This is a genomic window from Arthrobacter sp. UYEF21 (assembly GCF_040546085.1).
In the GTDB taxonomy this organism is placed as follows: domain Bacteria; phylum Actinomycetota; class Actinomycetes; order Actinomycetales; family Micrococcaceae; genus Arthrobacter.
Window position 1 is genome coordinate 94,395 of record NZ_JBEPNF010000003.1, and the last position, 18,651, is coordinate 113,045.

General features: G+C 63.0%; 12 protein-coding genes and 1 pseudogene. 7 read left to right on the plus strand and 6 right to left on the minus strand.

The window, feature by feature from the left end; all coding sequences use genetic code 11:
• Positions 1-55 precede the first annotated feature (55 nt).
• The 5 genes from ABIB27_RS05205 to proA all read left to right on the plus strand — a co-directional run bounded on the left by ABIB27_RS05205 (position 56) and on the right by proA (position 12,959).
• On the plus strand, positions 56-1,225 hold the full coding sequence (locus ABIB27_RS05205) for a DUF3320 domain-containing protein (RefSeq protein WP_354253628.1): 1,170 nt from the start codon (positions 56-58) through the stop codon (positions 1,223-1,225).
• Positions 1,226-1,763: 538 nt separating this feature from the next.
• Entirely contained in the window at positions 1,764-3,929 is a 2,166-nt protein-coding gene (locus tag ABIB27_RS05210) for an AAA family ATPase (protein ID WP_354253629.1), read from the plus strand.
• Between the two features lie 129 nt (positions 3,930-4,058).
• Complete coding sequence (locus ABIB27_RS05215; protein WP_354253679.1) at positions 4,059-5,120, plus strand: McrC family protein; 1,062 nt, start codon at positions 4,059-4,061, stop codon at positions 5,118-5,120.
• A gap of 66 nt (positions 5,121-5,186) precedes the next feature.
• Positions 5,187-6,284, plus strand: a complete 1,098-nt coding sequence (locus tag ABIB27_RS05220; RefSeq protein WP_354253630.1) for a 3'-5' exonuclease — start codon at positions 5,187-5,189, stop codon at positions 6,282-6,284.
• A gap of 213 nt (positions 6,285-6,497) precedes the next feature.
• Positions 6,498-12,959, plus strand: a complete 6,462-nt coding sequence (gene proA, locus ABIB27_RS05225) for an anti-phage protein ProA (RefSeq protein WP_354253631.1) — start codon at positions 6,498-6,500, stop codon at positions 12,957-12,959.
• Between the two features lie 16 nt (positions 12,960-12,975).
• Here proA and ABIB27_RS05230 read toward each other — a convergent pair whose 3' ends face one another.
• The 4 genes from ABIB27_RS05230 to ABIB27_RS05245 form a co-directional block, all read right to left on the minus strand.
• On the minus strand, positions 12,976-14,244 hold the full coding sequence (locus tag ABIB27_RS05230) for a hypothetical protein (protein ID WP_354253632.1): 1,269 nt from the start codon (positions 14,242-14,244) through the stop codon (positions 12,976-12,978).
• 163 nt (positions 14,245-14,407) lie between these two features.
• Positions 14,408-14,815, minus strand: coding sequence for a DUF4352 domain-containing protein (locus ABIB27_RS05235; protein WP_354253633.1), 408 nt, complete (start codon positions 14,813-14,815; stop codon positions 14,408-14,410).
• 403 nt (positions 14,816-15,218) lie between these two features.
• On the minus strand, positions 15,219-16,481 hold the full coding sequence (locus ABIB27_RS05240) for a flavin-containing monooxygenase (RefSeq protein ID WP_354253634.1): 1,263 nt from the start codon (positions 16,479-16,481) through the stop codon (positions 15,219-15,221).
• 2 nt (positions 16,482-16,483) lie between these two features.
• Positions 16,484-16,894 (minus strand): TfoX/Sxy family protein, encoded by a 411-nt coding sequence (locus ABIB27_RS05245; protein WP_354253635.1) that lies wholly within the window; start codon positions 16,892-16,894, stop codon positions 16,484-16,486.
• A gap of 258 nt (positions 16,895-17,152) precedes the next feature.
• Here ABIB27_RS05245 and ABIB27_RS05250 point away from each other — a divergent pair, with 258 nt between their 5' ends.
• A complete protein-coding gene (locus ABIB27_RS05250) occupies positions 17,153-17,407 on the plus strand; it encodes an Lrp/AsnC family transcriptional regulator (RefSeq protein ID WP_354253636.1) in 255 nt (84 codons plus the stop codon).
• 62 nt (positions 17,408-17,469) lie between these two features.
• Positions 17,470-17,839: pseudogene (locus ABIB27_RS05255) on the plus strand (DUF808 family protein); the annotation flags it as partial.
• Here the strand turns inward: ABIB27_RS05255 and ABIB27_RS05260 are convergent.
• Together ABIB27_RS05260 and ABIB27_RS05265 are read right to left on the minus strand one after the other, a co-directional pair.
• Positions 17,801-17,956 (minus strand): hypothetical protein, encoded by a 156-nt coding sequence (locus ABIB27_RS05260; RefSeq protein ID WP_354216107.1) that lies wholly within the window; start codon positions 17,954-17,956, stop codon positions 17,801-17,803. The pseudogene ABIB27_RS05255 and the gene ABIB27_RS05260 overlap by 39 nt on opposite strands.
• Positions 17,953-18,537 carry a DJ-1/PfpI family protein gene (locus tag ABIB27_RS05265; RefSeq protein WP_354253637.1) on the minus strand — a complete coding sequence of 195 codons (585 nt, stop codon included), beginning with the start codon at positions 18,535-18,537 and terminating at the stop codon, positions 17,953-17,955. The genes ABIB27_RS05260 and ABIB27_RS05265 overlap by 4 nt, the downstream gene beginning before the upstream one ends.
• Positions 18,538-18,651: the final 114 nt, after the last annotated feature.

Sequence of the window (18,651 nt, forward strand, 5' to 3'; positions counted from 1 at the left end):
AACTCAACCCGCGCCTGCTCGGTGCCATCGTCATCAAATCGAAAGGCTCCAACCAGTGTCGTCGAATGAAGCTATCGTCCAATCAGCGTTGCAACTGCTCGCAAAAAGCCTAGACCCGTACATCGAGAAGGAGCTTCTCCCGCACTTGGGAACTGAGCTCCACTGGACGGACGTCCTGCACCAGCTCGACAAAATCAAAGGAAAATCGCCGAAGGTATATAGCCACACCGACGTGCAACCTCAGCTCCGTATCGTCACCGAGCGGCTGGGGGCGCTGGGCTACCCGTTCAGCGCCAATGATCCTCAACGGCTGATGAGTATCTACGGAAATGAACTCCGTCTGATTCGGAACCGCTGGGCTCATGGGGATACTTTCTCGGCAATGGAGGCCATGAGGGCGACCGATACGGTCTTCATAGTGCTCACGTATATTGGGGACAGTGAAGCCGCTGCGGCAGCGGCTGATCTTCGGGGCACAGTGATCAAGGAGCTCGTGACGCAACCCGTCGCTGAGACACCGGCGGACGACGACGAACCCGTCGAAGTCGACGGGACCTCCGCTTTCGAGAAACCGGAGCCGGATGCGGAGCCCGCCGACGAGCACGAAGCCCCATCTGAACGCTTCACCGGAGTCCGCACCACGTTTGAACCCTGGGACATCGTGGTTACCGGCAACGTTGAGACCTTGGATAATTTGCCGAAGAAGACGGCCAAGGAATCTGTCCGGGCCACCATCGAGGAAATCGTGGATCTAGAGGGCCCGATCCACCGCGATCGGCTGACCAAACTCGTCGGTTACACCTACGGTCTAGGAAAGGTCCACGAGGCTCGGGCGAAGAAGATCGTCTCGCAGATCAACGGCTCGGCTTGCGTGACGGACAAGGAGAAGTTTGTCTGGCCCGCAGATACCGATCCGAGCGAATGGAAGATCTATCGCACGAGTTCAATAGGCGACACTCGAGTCTTTACCCAGATCAGTCCGCTTGAAATTGCCAACGCCGCAGTTGACATCCTGAAACGAAACGGCGCCATGCCGGCCAACGAACTCCGGCGACTGGTACTCAAGACCTTTGGGCGCATCAAAGCTACAAAGGGACTCTCTGCACATTTCGAGAATGCAATCGAAGGGGCCGAAGCTCGAGGTCTTGTCGTAGTCAGTAGTGGGGCCGTAAGCCTTGCGGAGTCTGTTGGGTCGGACAAACAGCTCCTGGACTCGCCCGCGTAGTGATTGGGGGAACGACCCATAATGTTGGCGTCAGCGACCGCGCGCACGGAGGGCGGGCGACAGGTTCCACAGCATCGAGGCGAGGGTGCGAGGAATGCTGCCACTGTTCGGCGCCGGCCCGGCTGAGCCAGTAGCTCCCGGCCAGGTCGGTCAGATCTGCCCCGATAACGAGGGTGTCGGCGACGCACTCCGGTTCTTCGGCATGGAAGGGTATGGGCTACCTCCTCACGGGCTTTGCCTTCGGGCCCGCTGGGGATTTCGGTTGAGCCTTCAACTACCCGGGCAACGGAACATCTGCATAAGCGGATCATCGACGATTATGGGTCACAGCAATATGACTGGGAAGTCTTAACGACCCCAACGACTACTGTCGCGAAGTTGGCAAACCTCGCTACGTCCTGAAACTCATCAAACGAATAGTCATATTGTCGGTGGATACCAATAGGATTGTCGCAAACCTGCCCGCCCTCGAAATCGTGGAGTAGCTGGAAAGCTAGCCCCGCCCGTTTCGCAACATCGAAGAGGATGTTCAGAACATATGTCTGAAAGCACCGGACCGAACCGTCGCAAGCGCATTCGCGCCGTCTTGGAAATATTGGCTACGCACTCCGAGGGAGTCGCTAACACGAAAGATGCGGACGGGGTCTTCCAGCTCGCCGTCGAACGCGTTCCTCTCAGCCCCGCTGAATCTACGACGAATCCGAGCAACCAGCTCCGCGGATACTCAAGTTTGTCCTTTGATTCCATAGGCCTGGTCGTGGCGGGGTGGATGACCAAGACGGACGGGATCTGGCGCATTACGCCCGAAGGGGTCAAAGCGCTGGACCTTTACTCCGGGGCAGACGAGCTGTTCGGGCAGATGGCGAAGTTGAGTGCCGCCCAGACCGCGGCCCGAAAGGCTAATCGCGCAGAACAACTCCGAACGGTGCTGGTTTCACGGAACTCTGCTGAGGATGTTTTCCGGAACACGACTGCGCTGTTCGTGCAACGGGGTCTCCGCGAGGGCACGTCTGTGTTCGACCCGGACCGTGACGTTTGGACGGTAGAGGCAATTTCGGAAATCCGGCAGATGTTTATCGACGCTCCTGACATGGGCGAGGGGACGTTCGTCGAGAAGGTTCGCCAGCAGTTTGCGGAAGCCTCCGATGACGCTCGGCTGCTGATGGCCGAGCTCGTGACCTGGCAGGTGCTTCCGTCGGTAGACCGGGCCATCGGATTCGGAAAGAAACGCGAACGGATCTCGGCAGTTCTGCAGACCATGGACGAGCCGGTTGCCATTCCCGAGCAGGTTCTCAGCGGGCTCAAGAATGGCGTCGTCATGCCCGGCCAGGCCATGAACAGCAACACCTTCCAAGCGATGGTGGTGGTTATTTCGGTGGTCGAGGCCTATCTGCAGGCAACGGTGGAGACGCAGCAAGAAGTGATGCAGGATCCGTGGGCTTGGAAATCCTTCGTCTTCGGGGTGAAAGGCCACAACTTCCCGACGCAACGAAACGCTCTGCTCTACATGGTCCATCCGGAGACGTTTACGGATAGCTTCTCCGACGAGGACAAAGGTCTGATACGAAACGCGTTTATCAGTCATGACGCAGATTCCACCGGGGATATTGACCGGGACTTGTTTAGCATCGGCCTGCGTATGCAGCAGGAGAACGGCAAGCACATCGACTTCTATGACAAGGAGCATAAGCCGCTGTGGAAGAAGGGGAGCAGCCCGAGGCCCAATAACGCCGGCGAAGTTAGCGACGAAGCAACGGAACCGCTGCCGGCACCCGGAAACGAGCGGGTACCCTTCCCGCAAGCAGACGTTGCACTGAGCGGCAGGGTGTTCATCAACCAAGAATGGCTGCAGGACTCATTGGATTTGCTGGAGTCAAAGCGTCAACTGATTCTGTTTGGCCCGCCAGGCACGGGCAAGACTTTCGTCGCCCTCGCCCTCGCCGAACACATCGCGCGCGACGAAGCGGAGCTGGTCCAGTTTCATCCGAGCTACGCCTACGAAGACTTCTTCCAGGGGTACCGCCCGGTCACTGTCAATGGCACCCTCAGCTACGAGCTCAAAGACGGTCCGCTTCGGCGGATCGTGGACAAAGCCAACAGGGCCAAGCACCGGAACTTCGTTCTCGTCATTGACGAAATCAACCGCGGCAACCTCGCCAAGATCTTCGGCGAGCTCTACTTCCTGCTGGAATACAGGCACCGGAAGATCAGTCTCCAATACAGCGCAGAGCCCTTCGAGCTCCCAGACAACCTCTTTATTATCGGCACTATGAATACCTCCGACCGCTCCATCGCCCTCATGGACGCGGCGATGCGGCGTCGTTTTGCGTTCCGTGAACTCCACCCCGCGCACAAACCTGTCTCTGGGGTGCTTAGCGCTTGGCTCGCCGCGCACCAGCACAACCAACTTGGCCAAGAGCCCGCAGCGCTGCTTAACCAGCTCAATACGAAGATCAAGGACCCTGCTTTCAGCATCGGGCCGTCGTACTTGATGCCGAAGCGAGGAGAACTCACCGCTGACGTCCTCGACCGTATCTGGTCATCGGAAATCCTGCCGCTTCTCGAAGAGCATCACTACGGCGAGGGCAAAGATGTCCTGAAGCAATACCGACTCGAGACCCTGCGGGCGGAGCGTTCCGCAATAGAGAATGGAGCCGCCAGGGATACGACCGGCGAGAGCACACCACCGGCCGCGGCGGAATAGTCGTTGGCAATCTTCGAACTTCGTGAGAGCGGAGCCAGTCAGACGTTGGCGTTGCCGGATGAGGTGGGCCGGGCGATTAACGACCTGGGGATCGCTACGGCCCTTCCTGAAGGAGGTGGCCAGTGGACTGTGTCCGCGGTATCAAAAGTAGGGGTGATCGCCATTGGGACCGACGAGCTTAGCATCCGACCGAAGATGCCCATATCGCGGCTCTTCTATCTAATGGGATATTCGCGGGCGCCGGGATATTGGCGCGACGAAGATGTGTCTCTCTCCTCTGATTGCGAGCTGGTCAGTAGCATTGCCAGCTCATTCATCCGGCAAGTAAAGAATGCGACCGTTCAGGGGCTGCTTCAGGGATACAGGACAGTGCACGAAGCCGTACCTATGATCCGGGGCAGGCTCGATGTGGCGGCCCAGATTGGACGCCGTGCCGGCCTTCCCTTGCCAGCGGAGGTCTCGTACGACGACTACACGGTAGACGTCGCAGAGAACCGCCTTTTGCTGTCGGCGGCCAGGACACTTCTAACGGTTCCGCGTATCCCTGAATCGGACAGGCAGTCCCTACGGAAGCTGCTGCTGAAATTCGACGGCGTGGCAGCCATTGCCCGTGGATCCGCGCTTCCGGAAATACAATTTACCCGCCTGAACGCCCACTACCGACCGGCTGTTGTTCTGGCGCAGATCATCCTCCGCCATGGTTCATTGGAGCAGCCTTCCGGGAAGGTCCGTGCAAGGGCGTTCCTCTTCGACATGTGGGAAGTCTTCGAGGACTTCGTCTCGGTGGCTCTCCGTGAGGCCATGGGTTCGAGCGACGGAAGGATCGATCTGCAGTACACGGGCAAACACTTGGACGTCGGCGCCAAAGTCTCCCTGCGCCCGGACATTGTCTGGCATAACGATAATGTCGTTCTCGCCGTCCTGGACGCAAAGTACAAGGCCGAAAAGAACAAACGGTTCCCGAACGCGGACCTGTACCAAATGCTCGCCTACTGCACGCGGTTCAAGATGAAAGTCGGGCACCTCATCTACGCCAAGGCCGAAAACGATGAGCTCCTGCACGAGATCGACGGCGCCGACATCCACATCTTTAGCCACGCCTTGGACTTGGAGGCTAGGCCGGAGAACCTGCTGCAACAGGTCCAGAACCTGGCCACAAAGATCGTCAACCATTCGAATGTCGCAGCCTAACGGCACACTTGCCCAAGGCGGCACGAAGCCTTGACTGCCGACAAACAACGGATATTTGGGGGAAGCATGAACGCAGGATTCGCCGTCGTCGATGTCGAGACGACCGGGCTCTTTCCGGGGAGTCACCGCATTGCCGAGATTGCCGTGGTGCACGTCGAACCGGACGGAACCATTACCAACCGCTGGGAGACGCTCGTCAATCCCGGGCGGGATCTCGGACCGCAGCACATCCACGGCATCCGGGCCGCGGACATCCTGGACGCTCCGGTTTTTGCCGACGTCGCCCACGACGTGATGGACCTTCTGGCGGGACGGGTCCTGGTTGCCCATAACGTCCACTTCGATTACCGCTTCGTTTCCCATGAACTGGGCCGGGCCGGGCTGGCGTTGCCGTTCGAGGTTCGCGACTGCCTATGCTCGATGAAGCTGGCGCGGCGGTACCTGCCAGGCGCGGGGCGGTCGTTGAAAGACTGCTGTGACAGTTTCGGGGTTAGCCTCGACAATGCCCACTGTGCCGGCGACGACGCTGAAGCCGCTGCCCACGTGCTGAGCAACTACCTGCGCATGGATTCCGAAAACCCCGAATGGTTCAGCGTTCTTGACCGCGCCCACTTCGCGTCCTGGCCTGCAGTCACGCCCAAGCGCCTGCCGCCTGCCCGGCGTCGGATGGCTGAAGAGGCGCAACTGCATTTTCTGGAGCGCTTGGTCAACCGGCTGCCTGGCGTGGCTGGCCCCGATGAGCACACTGCCTACCTGGCCATGCTCGACCGTGCGCTTATCGACCGGCAAATCTCAGCATCAGAGGCGAACAGCCTCGTGGCGTTGGCCGATGACCTCGGTATTAGCCGCAGTTCCGCGGAACAACTTCACGTCGACTACATGATTTCCATACTCGCCGCTGCCTGGGACGACGGAATCGTTACCGCAGAGGAGGAAGCCGACCTCCGACTGGTCGCAGACATTCTCGACATCAGCCAGGAATCGATAACCCGCGGGCTCGTGGCTCCTGTCTCGGGACAAGATGCGGAAACCGGTGCCGCGGTCCAGCCGCTGGTGCTGGCTGCCGGCGACAAGATCGTCCTCACCGGTGAGATGTCGCGGGATCGAAGCGACATCGAGGCAGACCTCCGGGCGGCCGGCTTTTCCGCATCCTGCCATCACTAAATCGGTGAAACTCCTGGTCGCTGCCGACCCGGACAGCCTGTCCGGCAAGGCCAAGAAAGCTAGAGGCTATGGTATCGCCGTGGTCGGCGAGTCGTACCTGGAGAAGCTGCTGGGGAACTAACGCCGTTAAGCCTAGGTTGGGACAACGGTGCATGCGCACTACTCTGAGCTGAGTTGATGGTCGGCGTTGGCGCCGAAGATGGGGGAACACAAATGGGGCTTTCCAACCGCGAGTACGTCGGACGTGCACTGGAGACTTTGGCGGGCGGCCTTGGCTCCTACATTGCGTCAGTTCTGGAGGGCGTGGCGCCCGGGATTTCGTGGCCGAAGCTCCTGGAACATAAGGACGCCAGTGCCGGAAGAACCGCGCAAAGCTACTCAGCCACTGATCTGAGCGTCCAGCTCCGCGTCATGACCGAGTCTCTGGGTGCGCTCGGTTACCCCTTCAATCTGGCCCACGATGCCCGCAGCCACACTTCCGAGCTCCGGCAGATCCGCAACCTCTGGGCCCACAACGAGAGCTTCGATGACGCGGACACCTACCGCGCATTGGATACCGCCGGCCGCTTGGCCAAGAATCTCCAGCTAGATGGTGCATCACAGGCACTCGCTGCCCTGTTGGATGACTATAAGATCCGCGATGCAGGGGACGGCGCAAGGGAACCCGCCGACGTCGACGAGACCGGAATAGGTGACCCTGAAACTGGGGATGCGGAACAGTCCGGTGGGGCTGCTGCCGAAAATTCGGCGAAGCAACACGCGGTATCCGTCGAGATCACAGCCGCCGAAGCCCTCAGCTATCCCATGGTGCATAACGATTTCAGGTTCTTGCGCCAGGTGGTGATTACGAACCCGGGCACGGAAATCCGCGGCGCCGTGATTCGGGTCGAGGTACTCTCCAGTGCGGGCAAAATTTCGGAGGACTTCCAGCAGTACATCGACCTTGCGGCCGGGCAATCGATCGTCCTGGACGATCTGGACGTCCGCGTTGCTGCGCAGACCATGTACGACTTGTCCGACAAGCAGCCGGGCCGGGTGGTGGTCACCGTCGAGTCCGGCGCGCCCGGTGCTGGAACCTCGGAAATCGGCCGGTCCGAAGCCCGGATCCAGCTCCTACCGGCCCAGCTCTGGATTGCCGGCAACGGTCTGGCGTCCTATGAGTTCCTGGCCGCTTTCGTCCAGCCCCATCACCCGGCCATCGGCAAGCTGGTCTCCGAGGCGGCGGATCTCCTGGCGGCGACGACCGGCAGCAGCAGCCTGGACGGGTACCTGGCCGACGCCGACCGCGTGGATCAAATCGTCTTCGCCGTGGCCCAGGCGGCCAGTAACCGCGACATCCGCTACAGCATGCCCCCCGCCAGTTGGGGCCTGCAGGGCCAGCAGATCCGCACCCCCGCTCAAGTTTTGGAGGATCGGCTCGGGACCTGTCTGGACACTACCGTCGTTATGGCTGCGGCCCTGGAATTCTGCGGCATCCGGCCCCAGCTCTGGATCGTCGAAGGTCATGCCTTCCTCGGGTACTGGCGCGAGGAGCGCGCACTGGATACGGCGGCCTCAGACGACGTGGTGGAACTGGTCAGTCTGGTGCAGCGAGGCCTCATCGGTCTGATCGAGACCACTCTGCTCACGGGTAAACAGCCCATCACGCCGGCCCTACTGCGTAAGGGACCGGAAGCGAACTACATCGAAGCGGGACAAGGGGACATTTATGCGGTCACGGATATCCGCCGTGCCCGCCTCGATGGTATCTACCCGCTGCCCGCCCGGACCAGGTCGGCAACCGGGGACACGGTAGTCACGAACTACGTCCCCGAGGCCAAGGCAGTCCCTGTCCTCCCCGTGAAACAGGGAAGGGTCTCGCGGACGGACGGGACCACCCCGGATGTTCCGCCGCGCGTTACCCAGTGGAAGAACGCCCTGCTGGACCTCAGCCTGCGGAACCGCCTCATCAACTTCACGGACACGGCACGCTTCCCCTTAGCCGTTCCCGCTTCGTGGATCGGGGCCTTCGAGGACCTCATCAACAACGACACCCCCATCAGCCTCATTCCGTCCAACCAGATCAGCGCCGTCCACCAGGAACGCGGGATCCGCTTCGGCCGCGACCTCCCGCAAGACGAACTGATTGGCATGCTCAGCTCGAAGAAGACCGTCTTCGCCGAGGTCACCGAAGAGGCTTACAACTCCAAAATGCGCGGCCTGGCCTATAAAGCCAGGACCCAGCTAGAAGAAACCGGCGCCAACAACCTGTACCTGGCCCTCGGCAGCCTGCTCTGGGAACTCGACGGCCGTACCCTGCGCTCGCCACTGGTTCTGGTCCCCGTCAACCTGACGTCGGCTGGAAAGAACGGCCTCTACCGCGTCACCCTGGACGAAGCCGGCCAGTCCACGCCCAACTACTGCCTGCTCGAGAAGCTCGCCCAATCCCACGGCCTGAGGGTCCCCGGGCTGGCCGCGCCAGCCGACGACGGTTCCGGCATTGACCTGGACGCCGCGTTCGACGCCGTCCGGGAGGCAGTATCGGCCAAGGGCCTGGCATTCCGGGTGGAGAACACCGTGGACCTGTCCATGCTCCAGTTTGCCAAGTTCAGGCTCTGGAAGGACCTGGACGAGAACTGGGAACAGTTCGCCACGAACAAGCTCGTGGACCATCTCATCAGCACCCCGACGGAAGTGTTCCAGGACCCGGTCAGCGTGACTGCCGACGTCGACCTCGACGCTCTTGCCGCACTGTGCCCGATCCCCGCGGACTCGTCACAGCTGCAGGCTGTGGCGTCGGCCGTCGCCGGCCAGACCTTCGTGCTCGAAGGACCTCCCGGTACCGGCAAGTCCCAGACGATTACCAACCTGCTCACCCGCGCAATCGTGGATGGCAAGCGGGTGCTCTTTGTGGCAGAAAAACGCGCCGCGCTGGACGTCGTCCAGAAGCGCCTCGCCGAAGTGGGGATGGCCCCATTTTCCCTGGACCTGCATGACAAGGGGAGCAAGCCGGCCGTGGTCCGCGCCCAGATCAGGAACGCGCTCGAGCTCAGTCTGGCCGCTGACACGCAGCAGCTGGACACCGCAGCCACAGATCTGGCGGCCGCTCGCCGGACGTTGGTCCGCTACGCCGCCCGGCTGCACGAGGAAAACGGCGCGAAGCTGTCAATGTACAGCGCCCGGACCAAGGCGCTCACCTTTGAGCCTGATGATCCGGCCCTGAATCTGGGCGCGGGGTTTGCGGCGTCCGCCAATGACACTGTTCTGGAGCCACTCCGCGCCCTGTTCCGTGAGCTGCCGGAATTCACCGATCGGGCACGGCCCTCCGCGGACCACTCCTGGCGGTTTGTCGGGCGCCCGGTCACCGATTCTCAAGCGGCTCAGCTGCTCACTGTCGGGCGCCGCATCGATGCGGCGCTCGACGCCGTTCGTTCCGTTGCGGGTCTTGACGCCGTTTTGCGGTCCGCCAGGCAGCCGTCCGACGTCGAGACGCTCGCTGCGCTCCTGGCAGACCGGACTGTGCCCGTAGAGACGTTGGATGTGATCCGGTCGGGCGAATGGTCCACAGGCGCCCGGAACTTGGAGCAGCTGGTGACGGCCTTCGCCGCTGTCAACCATCCCGGCTTGGACATGGTTGCGCCGGAGGCCATGGAGCTTCCCCTGCAGGAAATCCAAGGCCGGGCGCAGCAGGCGGCCGCCAGTGGTTTCTTCGGGCGCAAGAAGCGTCTGCGCGCTGTGGCTGCGGAGCTGGACACCGTGGTTCACACTGGTGCCGAGATCCGGCCCAAGGAGCTGGTACCCCTGCTGGCGGACCTGGTTGCAGCGCAGCACCAGGTTCTTCAGCTGCGGGCCGAAACCGAGTCTGTTCCCGGCGTCGGCGTCCTGCACGCCTGGAACCCGCTCACAGCGGCTGACCAGGAGGCGTTGAACCGCCGGCTGGGTTGGCTGCGGTGGGCGGCGCAGGCTGTGCACCCCACCGTCACCGATGACGGTCCGACCTTCCAAACCGCGCTGCGCGACTTCCTTGAGCAGGGACCGGCGGTCCACGAGAACCTGATCGGCTGGCTCCGCGAACTAGCGGCGGCGTGGGACGCGTTTGCTGCGGATGCCGCCGTCGACGCTGCAGAACTCACGCGGTGGACAAGAAACCAAGGTCTTCTGGGCGTCTGGCTCATGACCCGGACCGCTCGGGTGCTGGATGGCGCAGGGTCCCAGCCTCTCCAGCGGTGGCGTGAGCTCCTTGCCCACGTTGAGCCGCTCCGTGGCGTTGGACTCAGCGAAGTCCGCGCGGCTATTCTCGACGGTTCACTCGACGCCGATGACACCGCGACGGCCTTCGAACGCGGCCTCGCCGAATGCTCGCTGGTGGAGCGGCAGGCAGCGACGGGTTTGCAGGACTTCGATGTCCACTCGCACGAGCGGACCATCGACAGGTTCACTAGCCGGGCCACTGCCGTACGGGAGCTCCTGAAGCGCAACCTGGCCGCCGGCGTCGTCGGCTCACGGAAAGTTTCGGCGTCGTCGAACTCCGGCCGGATGGGGGAGCTGCAACGCCAGCTGAACCGCCAGCGAGGCGGCCTCACGGTCCGCAAACTCATGGAGGGCTACGCCGACCTCATCACGCAGATCATGCCCTGCACCCTGGTGAGCCCCGACTCGGTGGCGCGGTTCTTCCCGGCCAAGGCGGATCTCTTCGACATCGTCGTGTTCGACGAAGCTTCCCAGATCCGTGTGGCAGACGCCGTCGGCGCCATGGGCCGCGGTGCTTCCGTGGTGGTGGTGGGAGACAGCAAGCAGATGCCCCCGACGTCGTTCGCGGAGTCATCCGGGGACTCGCTGGACGACCTAGAGACGGATGCCACAGCGGTGGAGGACATGGAATCCATCCTGTCCGAATGTGTGGAGGCGCGGGTGCCCCGGCAATGGCTGTCCTGGCATTACCGGAGCCAGGACGAATCCCTGATCGCCTTCAGCAACCAGCAATACTACGACAGCAAACTCTTGTCCTTCCCCGGGCCGTCCCATGGGGCTCCCGACGCCGGGCTCCGCGGCCACGGCGTCAACTTCGTCAGGGTCGACGGACAGTTCCACCGCTCCGGAACGTCGAAGGTATTGCGGACCAATCCCATCGAAGCGAAGGCAATCGTCGAAGAGATTAGGCGTCGATTCGGCGCAGCCGAAGGCTCGCCGTCCGTCGGCGTCGTGACCTTCAACCTCCAGCAGCGCGCGTTGATCGAAGGCCTGCTGCGTGACACCGACGATCCCCGGATCATCAAGGCACTCGATGAGGACCCGGAAGGGCTCTTCGTCAAGAACCTTGAGAACGTCCAGGGTGACGAGCGCGACGTCATCCTGTTCTCCACGGGCTTCAGCAAGAACGACAAGGGCTATCTGCCGCTGAACTTCGGTCCGCTGAACCGTGCCGGTGGCGAGCGGAGGCTTAACGTCGCAGTGACCAGGGCACGGCGGCAGGTCATCGTTTTCTCCAGCTTCAGCCCGTCCGAGCTTCGTGCCGAAGAGACAAGTTCTGTCGGAATCAAGCACCTTCGCACGTACCTGAACCTGGCCGAGCAGGGGACCGGTGCGCTGCCCTATGACGGCCGGCGGAGCCTCGCAGTGGACCTGCATCGGGAGGAAATCGCCGACGCGCTGCGCGACCGCGGCTTTGCCGTCGCCACCGACGTCGGACTGTCTGATTTCAAGGTAGACATCAGCGTCGCTTCTCCGGATGCGCCGGGCCGGCCATTGATGGCTGTCCTCCTGGACAGCCCCGTGTGGGCGGCGCGGCGTACCGCGGGCGACCGGGACGGGCTGCCGGGCGATGTTCTGACCCGGATGATGCGTTGGCCCGCGGTGCAGCGGGTCTGGCTGCCGGCCTGGCTCAGCGACCGCGATGCCGTACTGGACAAGCTGGAGAAAGTTCTCACTGGGGCGGCATACGGATTGGCGAGTCCGGACGCAGAGACTGCTCCCTCCGCGGGAATTGAGGGCTTGAACGACGAGTCGGCCGGTTCTATCCCCGGAGTCGCTTTGGACAGCCCGCTGCCTCCGGCTTCCGCGGTGGTCCCCTTTGGCGCGCCTGCCCCGTTGCTGGCTCCGGCGGGTGGTGGGCCCGGACCTGCGACGGCTGTCGTCGAGCGGGATCGCCCCGTGTACGAGCCGTGGACCGTCCGCCGCTTCGGTCGCAGGGACGTCCTGGATGCACTGCCTTCCCGGCGGTCTGTGCTCGCCGTACGCGAAGCCCTGCGAACCATCGTTGATGCGGAGGGGCCGATTCATCAGGAGCGGCTGGCCAGGCTGGTCTGCATGGCCTTCGACCTCAACAAGATGAACGCGGACCGGGCCAACTCCGTCCTGGACGCTCTGGATTCGTCGGTTCATCGCTGTGATCGAGACGGGTTCATCTGGGACGCTGCGGTTGACCGGGAGGCCTGGACACAGTTTCGGCCGAACGGCCCCGCCACTGACCGGAAGCCGGAACACATCAGCGTGGTTGAACTCCGCAACGCGATGGTCCATGTTGTCCACGGCTCCGGCGGAATTTCCATCGGAGACTTGTGCCGCGAAACTCTGCAGCTATTCGGCAAGACTCGGCGTACCCCGGCAGTGACTGCTCGCCTTAATCAGGGTCTACAGTACGGCGTCGATACCAATCGGCTTGAGCTGCGCGGTGATGTGGTGCACCTGGCTGGCTAGCGGCTGTTTCGCCGAATCAGCGGACGTCTACGGCCTTCGGGTTCGCAGGCTCCTCCGAAGTCTGCGAAGTAATATCTTTTGCGGGCGACCGCTGCGCCTCGATTTGGCTGGCTGCCCTGATCACAGCGTCACCGCCAGCCTTCGCGATCCCAGCTGGCACCGCCTTTGCAGCGGACGAAACGGCCGTCGTCGTGGTTTTGGCCAAATCGGACAAGGACTTCCGCCACGTCTCTCGCTCGACCTCTCCTTGGCTCAGGCCATCCAGTCCATAAATTTCTGCGAAGGTGCCGATCAGTCTGTTGGCGCTTTCAGCGGAGTCCAGTAGCGAACGGCTCTTCAGCGGGCTTCGAAGACGATTGAAGTCGCTGACGTTGGCGGCCGATGTCAGCGCATCCACCAAGGACTGCAGCCGGTTCGCAGCGGCGTCGTTCCGCTTGGCTGCGGAGACCTGGATGGATGCGGCATGTGCCTCGACCGCCTCGGGGTCGCGTTGGCGCAGGTGAACAAGCTCAAGCGTCTCGAGACGCTGCTGATTCGCTTGGCAAGCAGCCAGAATCACGAGCCATGAACGCAGCTCGTTGTCCGCAAGGGTCTCGGCAGCGTTCACCTTATCGGCAAAGGAACGCGCCTTCAGAGATTGCGTCAGGGTCTCTATCTGGGCCAGCGCGTGTGAACTCGCCTGTGCAAGGGCCGTGGCATGACCTGCGACCTGGGACCAGGCAGTGTCAGTTATCTTGCCGGTTTCCTCATACAGCTCGAATGCACGGAGGAGCACCTGCGTGAGGCCTTGGATGTCGCCCAGTGCCTTGGCGCGGTTATCTTCAAGAAGGCGATCCAACTTGACGTCCATCGCCCGCGCTAGATCCTCGAGCTGCGCGACGGCGCTTTGAAGAGCCATCGTCGCAGTGAGCGTCGCGAGGTTCGATATGACCAGCGGGTTCATGCCGCCTGTCGTGAACTGGGCAAACGAATCAATTTGCCCCTTCGTTCCCCGGAAGGCTCCGCTGAACGTGCCCCCGGGGGAAATGTTGAAGTTTGCCAGCTCTATGAGCCTCTGATGGGAGTCCGGGGTGAGCTGCACCCAGCTGCCGTCCAGCGCCGAGACGACCGCCCCGATGCCCGTGGCCTGCGCTACGAGGTCGGCTGTCCCTCTGCCCGCCTTCTGTACCTGCTTAGCGTCAACATCCAACCGCGAAAGGAGGGTGCTGATTAGGTCTGGGTCTCCCACGAGAACAGCGTTGTTCTCGGAGACGCGGATACCGACTTCGTTGGTTGATTCGATCACAGGAGGATTCTGCCACAGGGGTGGTTGCCTACGCGGACCCAGCACTTAGGGCATCAGGGTGTGTTCACTCTTCGGCGAACTGCGGTTCATCGCTTGGATTACGGCAGCCGGTCCGGGAGGAGCGGGCTCGTAGCACCAGCATCGGGACCTTGCTGAATGCAGGCTACTTGGCGGGGTATGCCCATTCCCACCCTGCCGGCATGAATGCCTGCTTGTGGACGAGCACGCCAGTAGTTGTGGGGACGTCAAAAACGATCTTTCCTGTCGCCTTCTCTGCGGGCCCGAGAGCTGACGGGAATCTTTCGGCTTCAGGGAGGCACATATATGACTCGAACGACGCCACATCGCCGTTGAATGTGGTCCCATTGTCGGCGATGGCCTTCCAGCCGTAGCCGGCAAGTCCAAACTGCGGGTTTACTGAGTCGGCAAGCGCGGGCATTGTTTCCATAGAAACATCCAATACAACGAAATGGCCGTTCTTTGCCGGCATAGCGGAGCTATTCGTGCACGCAGGGTCAACCTGGATGGAGTTGATTACAAAGCTGGCAACGGTCTTTTCCTTGTCCGTCACAGACGCGCCTTCACCTGGCGTCTTGACGATGTTCCCGCGGGAGGACTTAGCCGACGCCGCGCTTGCAGACGGGCCAGGGCTAGCTGCGTCAGTAGCCTGCGTAGATGTGGCGGGAGCGACAGTTGGCGCCGTTGGCGCGCTTGCGGGCGTGCCGCCGCAACCGGCGAGGAGGATTGGCAGGAGCGCTATGGCTCCAAGAGTCTTGGCTTTCAATGTTCCCCCAGTAGAGAATGCGAGTCAGTTTGCTCAGCTTAAGTGAGGGATACGACGCTCTTAGTTCGTATTGATGCGGCGAACCGTCACAAACAGGTAACAAGTTCGATCCGCCACTGATATTTAGTCATTTGGTGGCCTTAGTACCGCTGCTGCTGTTCGAGTCTGGGAGCCCATTCCTCGAGTCGCGTCACCGTGCCGCGACGTGTGCCGCCACGAACTCCGCGTCGTCGCCCAAAACCGACAGTGTGGCCGACAGGTGCTTGGTGAGCCAGGGGAGGCCCACGGCGTAGAGACCCGGGACCTCGGTAACGCCGCCGCTGTGCCGCGGGTAGTTCCACTCGTCGAGCACCGGCACGTCGAGGAAGCCGAAGTCCAGGCCGTAGCCGGTGCACCAGATGATGGAACTGATGCCCTCGGCGTCGAGGTCAAGGCGGGCTCCTGAGTCCGTCGGCAGCCAGTCGTCCGCCGGCACAGGCTCGGCGGCGGGTGCCTCGATGCCCGCGGCGGCGATGTAGGCGTCGGTCATCCGTCCCAGCCGCTGCCCGAACCCCGCCTCCACGAGGGCGAGGCGTGCGGGGAGGTCGTCGCTGAAGACGAGGCCGCCGTCGTCGGTTCCCTCAAACCGGCCGTGCAGCTGGACGCCCCGCCGGCCGAGGTCCCTGACGTGGATGCTGTGGCCGCCGCCGTTGCCGGAGATCAGCGGGTTGCACGCAAAGCGCGCCGCGGGGGAGGGGAGGTGGTCCGTCTGGAGGCCGTTGATGCCGTACTCGGGGCCGTGAAGGTTGACCTGCAGGATCCAGTAGAAGACGTCCTGGCCGCGGTACCGGCGCGGAGCCTCGGGGCAGGACGAAACCGACAGGTGGACTTCCCGGCCGGCGTCGAGCAGGTCCTCGGCGATCTGGCCGCCCGACTGGCCGGTGCCCACCACCAGCACGGCGCCCGCCGGGAGCTGCTGCGGGTTGCGGTAGTCGTGGCTGTGCAGCTGGCGGACATGCTGCGGGATGGCGGCGGCGGATGCCGAGATCCGCGGGAGCTGGAACGCGCCGTTGGCGAGGACCACGTTCCGCGCCTGCCAGCGGCTGTCGCTGGTGTCCACGGCGAACCCGCCGTTGGCCGCGCTGACCCGCGTCACGTCCGTGCCGAGCCGGACCGGGGCGGCGATCCTGGCGGCGTAGTCCCGGAGGAGCCCGATCACGGTGTCGCGGGGGAGGAAGGCGTCCGGTTCGGGCCCGTCATAGGGCATGCCCGGCAGCACGCAGGAGAAGTTCGGGGTGTTCAGGTAAAACGAATCCCAGCGGTCCTGCCAGGCGCCGCCGAGCGTGTCCCGACGTTCCAGCAGCTGGTGCTCGACGCCGTGCCGGTTCAGCCAATAGCTCGTCGCCAGGCCGGCCTGCCCCGCGCCGATCACCAGGGTGTCGACGTGGTCCGGGTGTTCGGCGGAGGAAGGCATGGCTACTGCTTCGCGGCTTTGGCCCTGGGAACCTTCGGCGCCTTGGCGGCCTTCGGCGGCAGCCCGGCGACATGCTCGAACGCTTTCTCCACCCAAACCCTGGCGCGGGCGTCGGGCTCGGCGCCGTTGGCGTCGCCGTCGTCTGCGTTCCAGGCCTCCGGCAGCCCGGTGTAGCCGCCCATCGGGCGCTCGGCCGGGCCGAACGGCACGGTCCGTTCGGTGCTTTCGAGCAGTACCTTGTCCGCCCCGGCCAGCTTCACGCCGATGGTGGGACCGAACAGGCCGGCGAACATGTTGCCGTTCACGAACGCCCCGAGATTGCCGAACATCGGCTTGATGACCACCTCGGGAAGGTCCGGCAGCACCGAGCGGAAGTGTTCCTTGTCGGCGTCGGACGCTTTCGGCATTTCCATGGGTTTTCTCCGGAGGCTGATGCTGCAGGGACGGGTCTTCCTGCAGGATATGCCCGCGGCTGCGCACGGTACAGGCGGCCCCGGTAAGAAGCCCGTGCCGCTCCCGTAACTTCCGCTACCCGGACCTCCAGCCCCTGCGTCGCCGGTCTTCTAAAGCCGACACTCCAGGGCTTCGGAGATGTGCACTAGCAATCGCCTAACTACCGGATTGTGTCAGATAATCAATCAGATTGTTGAGGCTTTTTATACACTCTGTGCATGACCACCCTTGATTACCTTGATCGTCGACTCCTTTCTGCGCTGCGTGAGGACGGCCGTGCGCCGGTGGCCGGCCTTGCACGGAAGTTGGGGATGGCCAGGGCCACGGTGAACAGCCGGTTGGAGCGGCTCATCGCTACCGGGCCCATTGTGGAATTTACCGTCCGCGTGCGTGATGAGCTGGACCCAGCGGCCATTAATGCAAGGCAGGCGCCGGCACTGGCCAGCGCCTGCCTTGCGGCCGCGCCCTCGTAGTCCGGCGGCCCGCATAGCGGCCGCCTCGATGGACGACGCCGCTGCCGGAGCGGCGAAGGTGGCCGTTCATCCTCATGCTGGGCGGCACCTACCTTTGCTACGAGGGTGCCGAGAAGGTCTAGCACAAGCTCCGCGGTGACCGCTCGGACGAAAAGGCGCCCGCGGTCCAGCGGGGTCCGGCCTACCGCCTTCATCCTGTCCTGCGAGATCATAGTCATCTTCATAAACGAGGTGGCCAATGAGTCCATCTGGGTGCGTGCGCTCATCCTGGCCATCGTGGCTCTGGTGATCACAGTCCTCGTGTACGGCGCCGTCGCGCTTATCGTCAAGATGGACGACGGCGGCCTGCAGCTGACAACCAAGGACTCCGCGGGGTCCCAACAGTTCGGCGAGCTACTCGTCAGGGGGATGTTCGCCGTGCTGCCGGAAATTTGCTCTGGTTCCCAAACCCGTTCTGGAGGCAACCGCCTGCACCGTCAGGTCGGTGGATTCCAGGATCCGGCATGCTTCGGCCATGCGCTGATCGTTCAGCCAGTTCAAGGGTGTCATTCCTGCTTCGGCGCTGAACTTCCGTGCGAAGCTTGCCTGACGCAGCGCCTCGCAGACCTCGGTGGCCGGATCGTTGAGCGGCGCGTAGCCGGGCACCACCAGCCAGAGCGAGCACCGCGATCGCCGGGTAGACCAGGAAGCGGCCGGCCCGGCTGCGTAGCTGCCTTCCTGGGAGACCACCCCGCATGGGTTGCCAGTTCCTCCACGGTGAGCTGTTCAGCGAGGTTCTGCCTGGCCCAGGCGCAGGTGTCGGCGAAGAGGACCAGGGGTGCGGCCACCGCACGTTCCATGAACTGGACCTGGCCCCTTCCCGGTGTGGCGCCACCCCATCCGCCGCGCAATGCTGTTGGCCGCCTCGGTTCCATAGTCCTTGCGGACCAGGTGCACAGGTCGATGCCTGCCGCGACCCCGGCGCTGGTGCTGACGCTGCCTTCGTCTATGTACCGGACACCGGCGTCGATGGCGACGGCCGGGTAAAGGGTTTGGAGGCGTTCAGCGTTTCTCCAGTGGGTGGTTGCCCGCTTACCGTCCAAGAGACCCGCGGCAGCGAGCGCGAAGACGCCTGTGCACACCGACACCACACGGACTCCGTTCGCTGCTTACGGTCCCGCCCGATGCTTGAGGTCAGCATCCTTCCACGAGCACTTGCTCGCTAGGCCGAGGAGTCAACAAAGCCGGGGGCCGTTGGGACCGCG

Coding starts and splice junctions, on each gene's coding strand:
- ABIB27_RS05260 (WP_354216107.1), bottom strand. CDS start 17,956: ATGACACCCTTGAACTGGCTGAACGATCAGCGCATGGCCGAAGCATGC.
- ABIB27_RS05250 (WP_354253636.1), top strand. CDS start 17,153: ATGACCACCCTTGATTACCTTGATCGTCGACTCCTTTCTGCGCTGCGT.
- proA (WP_354253631.1), top strand. CDS start 6,498: ATGGGGCTTTCCAACCGCGAGTACGTCGGACGTGCACTGGAGACTTTG.
- ABIB27_RS05210 (WP_354253629.1), top strand. CDS start 1,764: ATGTCTGAAAGCACCGGACCGAACCGTCGCAAGCGCATTCGCGCCGTC.
- ABIB27_RS05220 (WP_354253630.1), top strand. CDS start 5,187: ATGAACGCAGGATTCGCCGTCGTCGATGTCGAGACGACCGGGCTCTTT.
- ABIB27_RS05245 (WP_354253635.1), bottom strand. CDS start 16,894: ATGGAAATGCCGAAAGCGTCCGACGCCGACAAGGAACACTTCCGCTCG.
- ABIB27_RS05240 (WP_354253634.1), bottom strand. CDS start 16,481: ATGCCTTCCTCCGCCGAACACCCGGACCACGTCGACACCCTGGTGATC.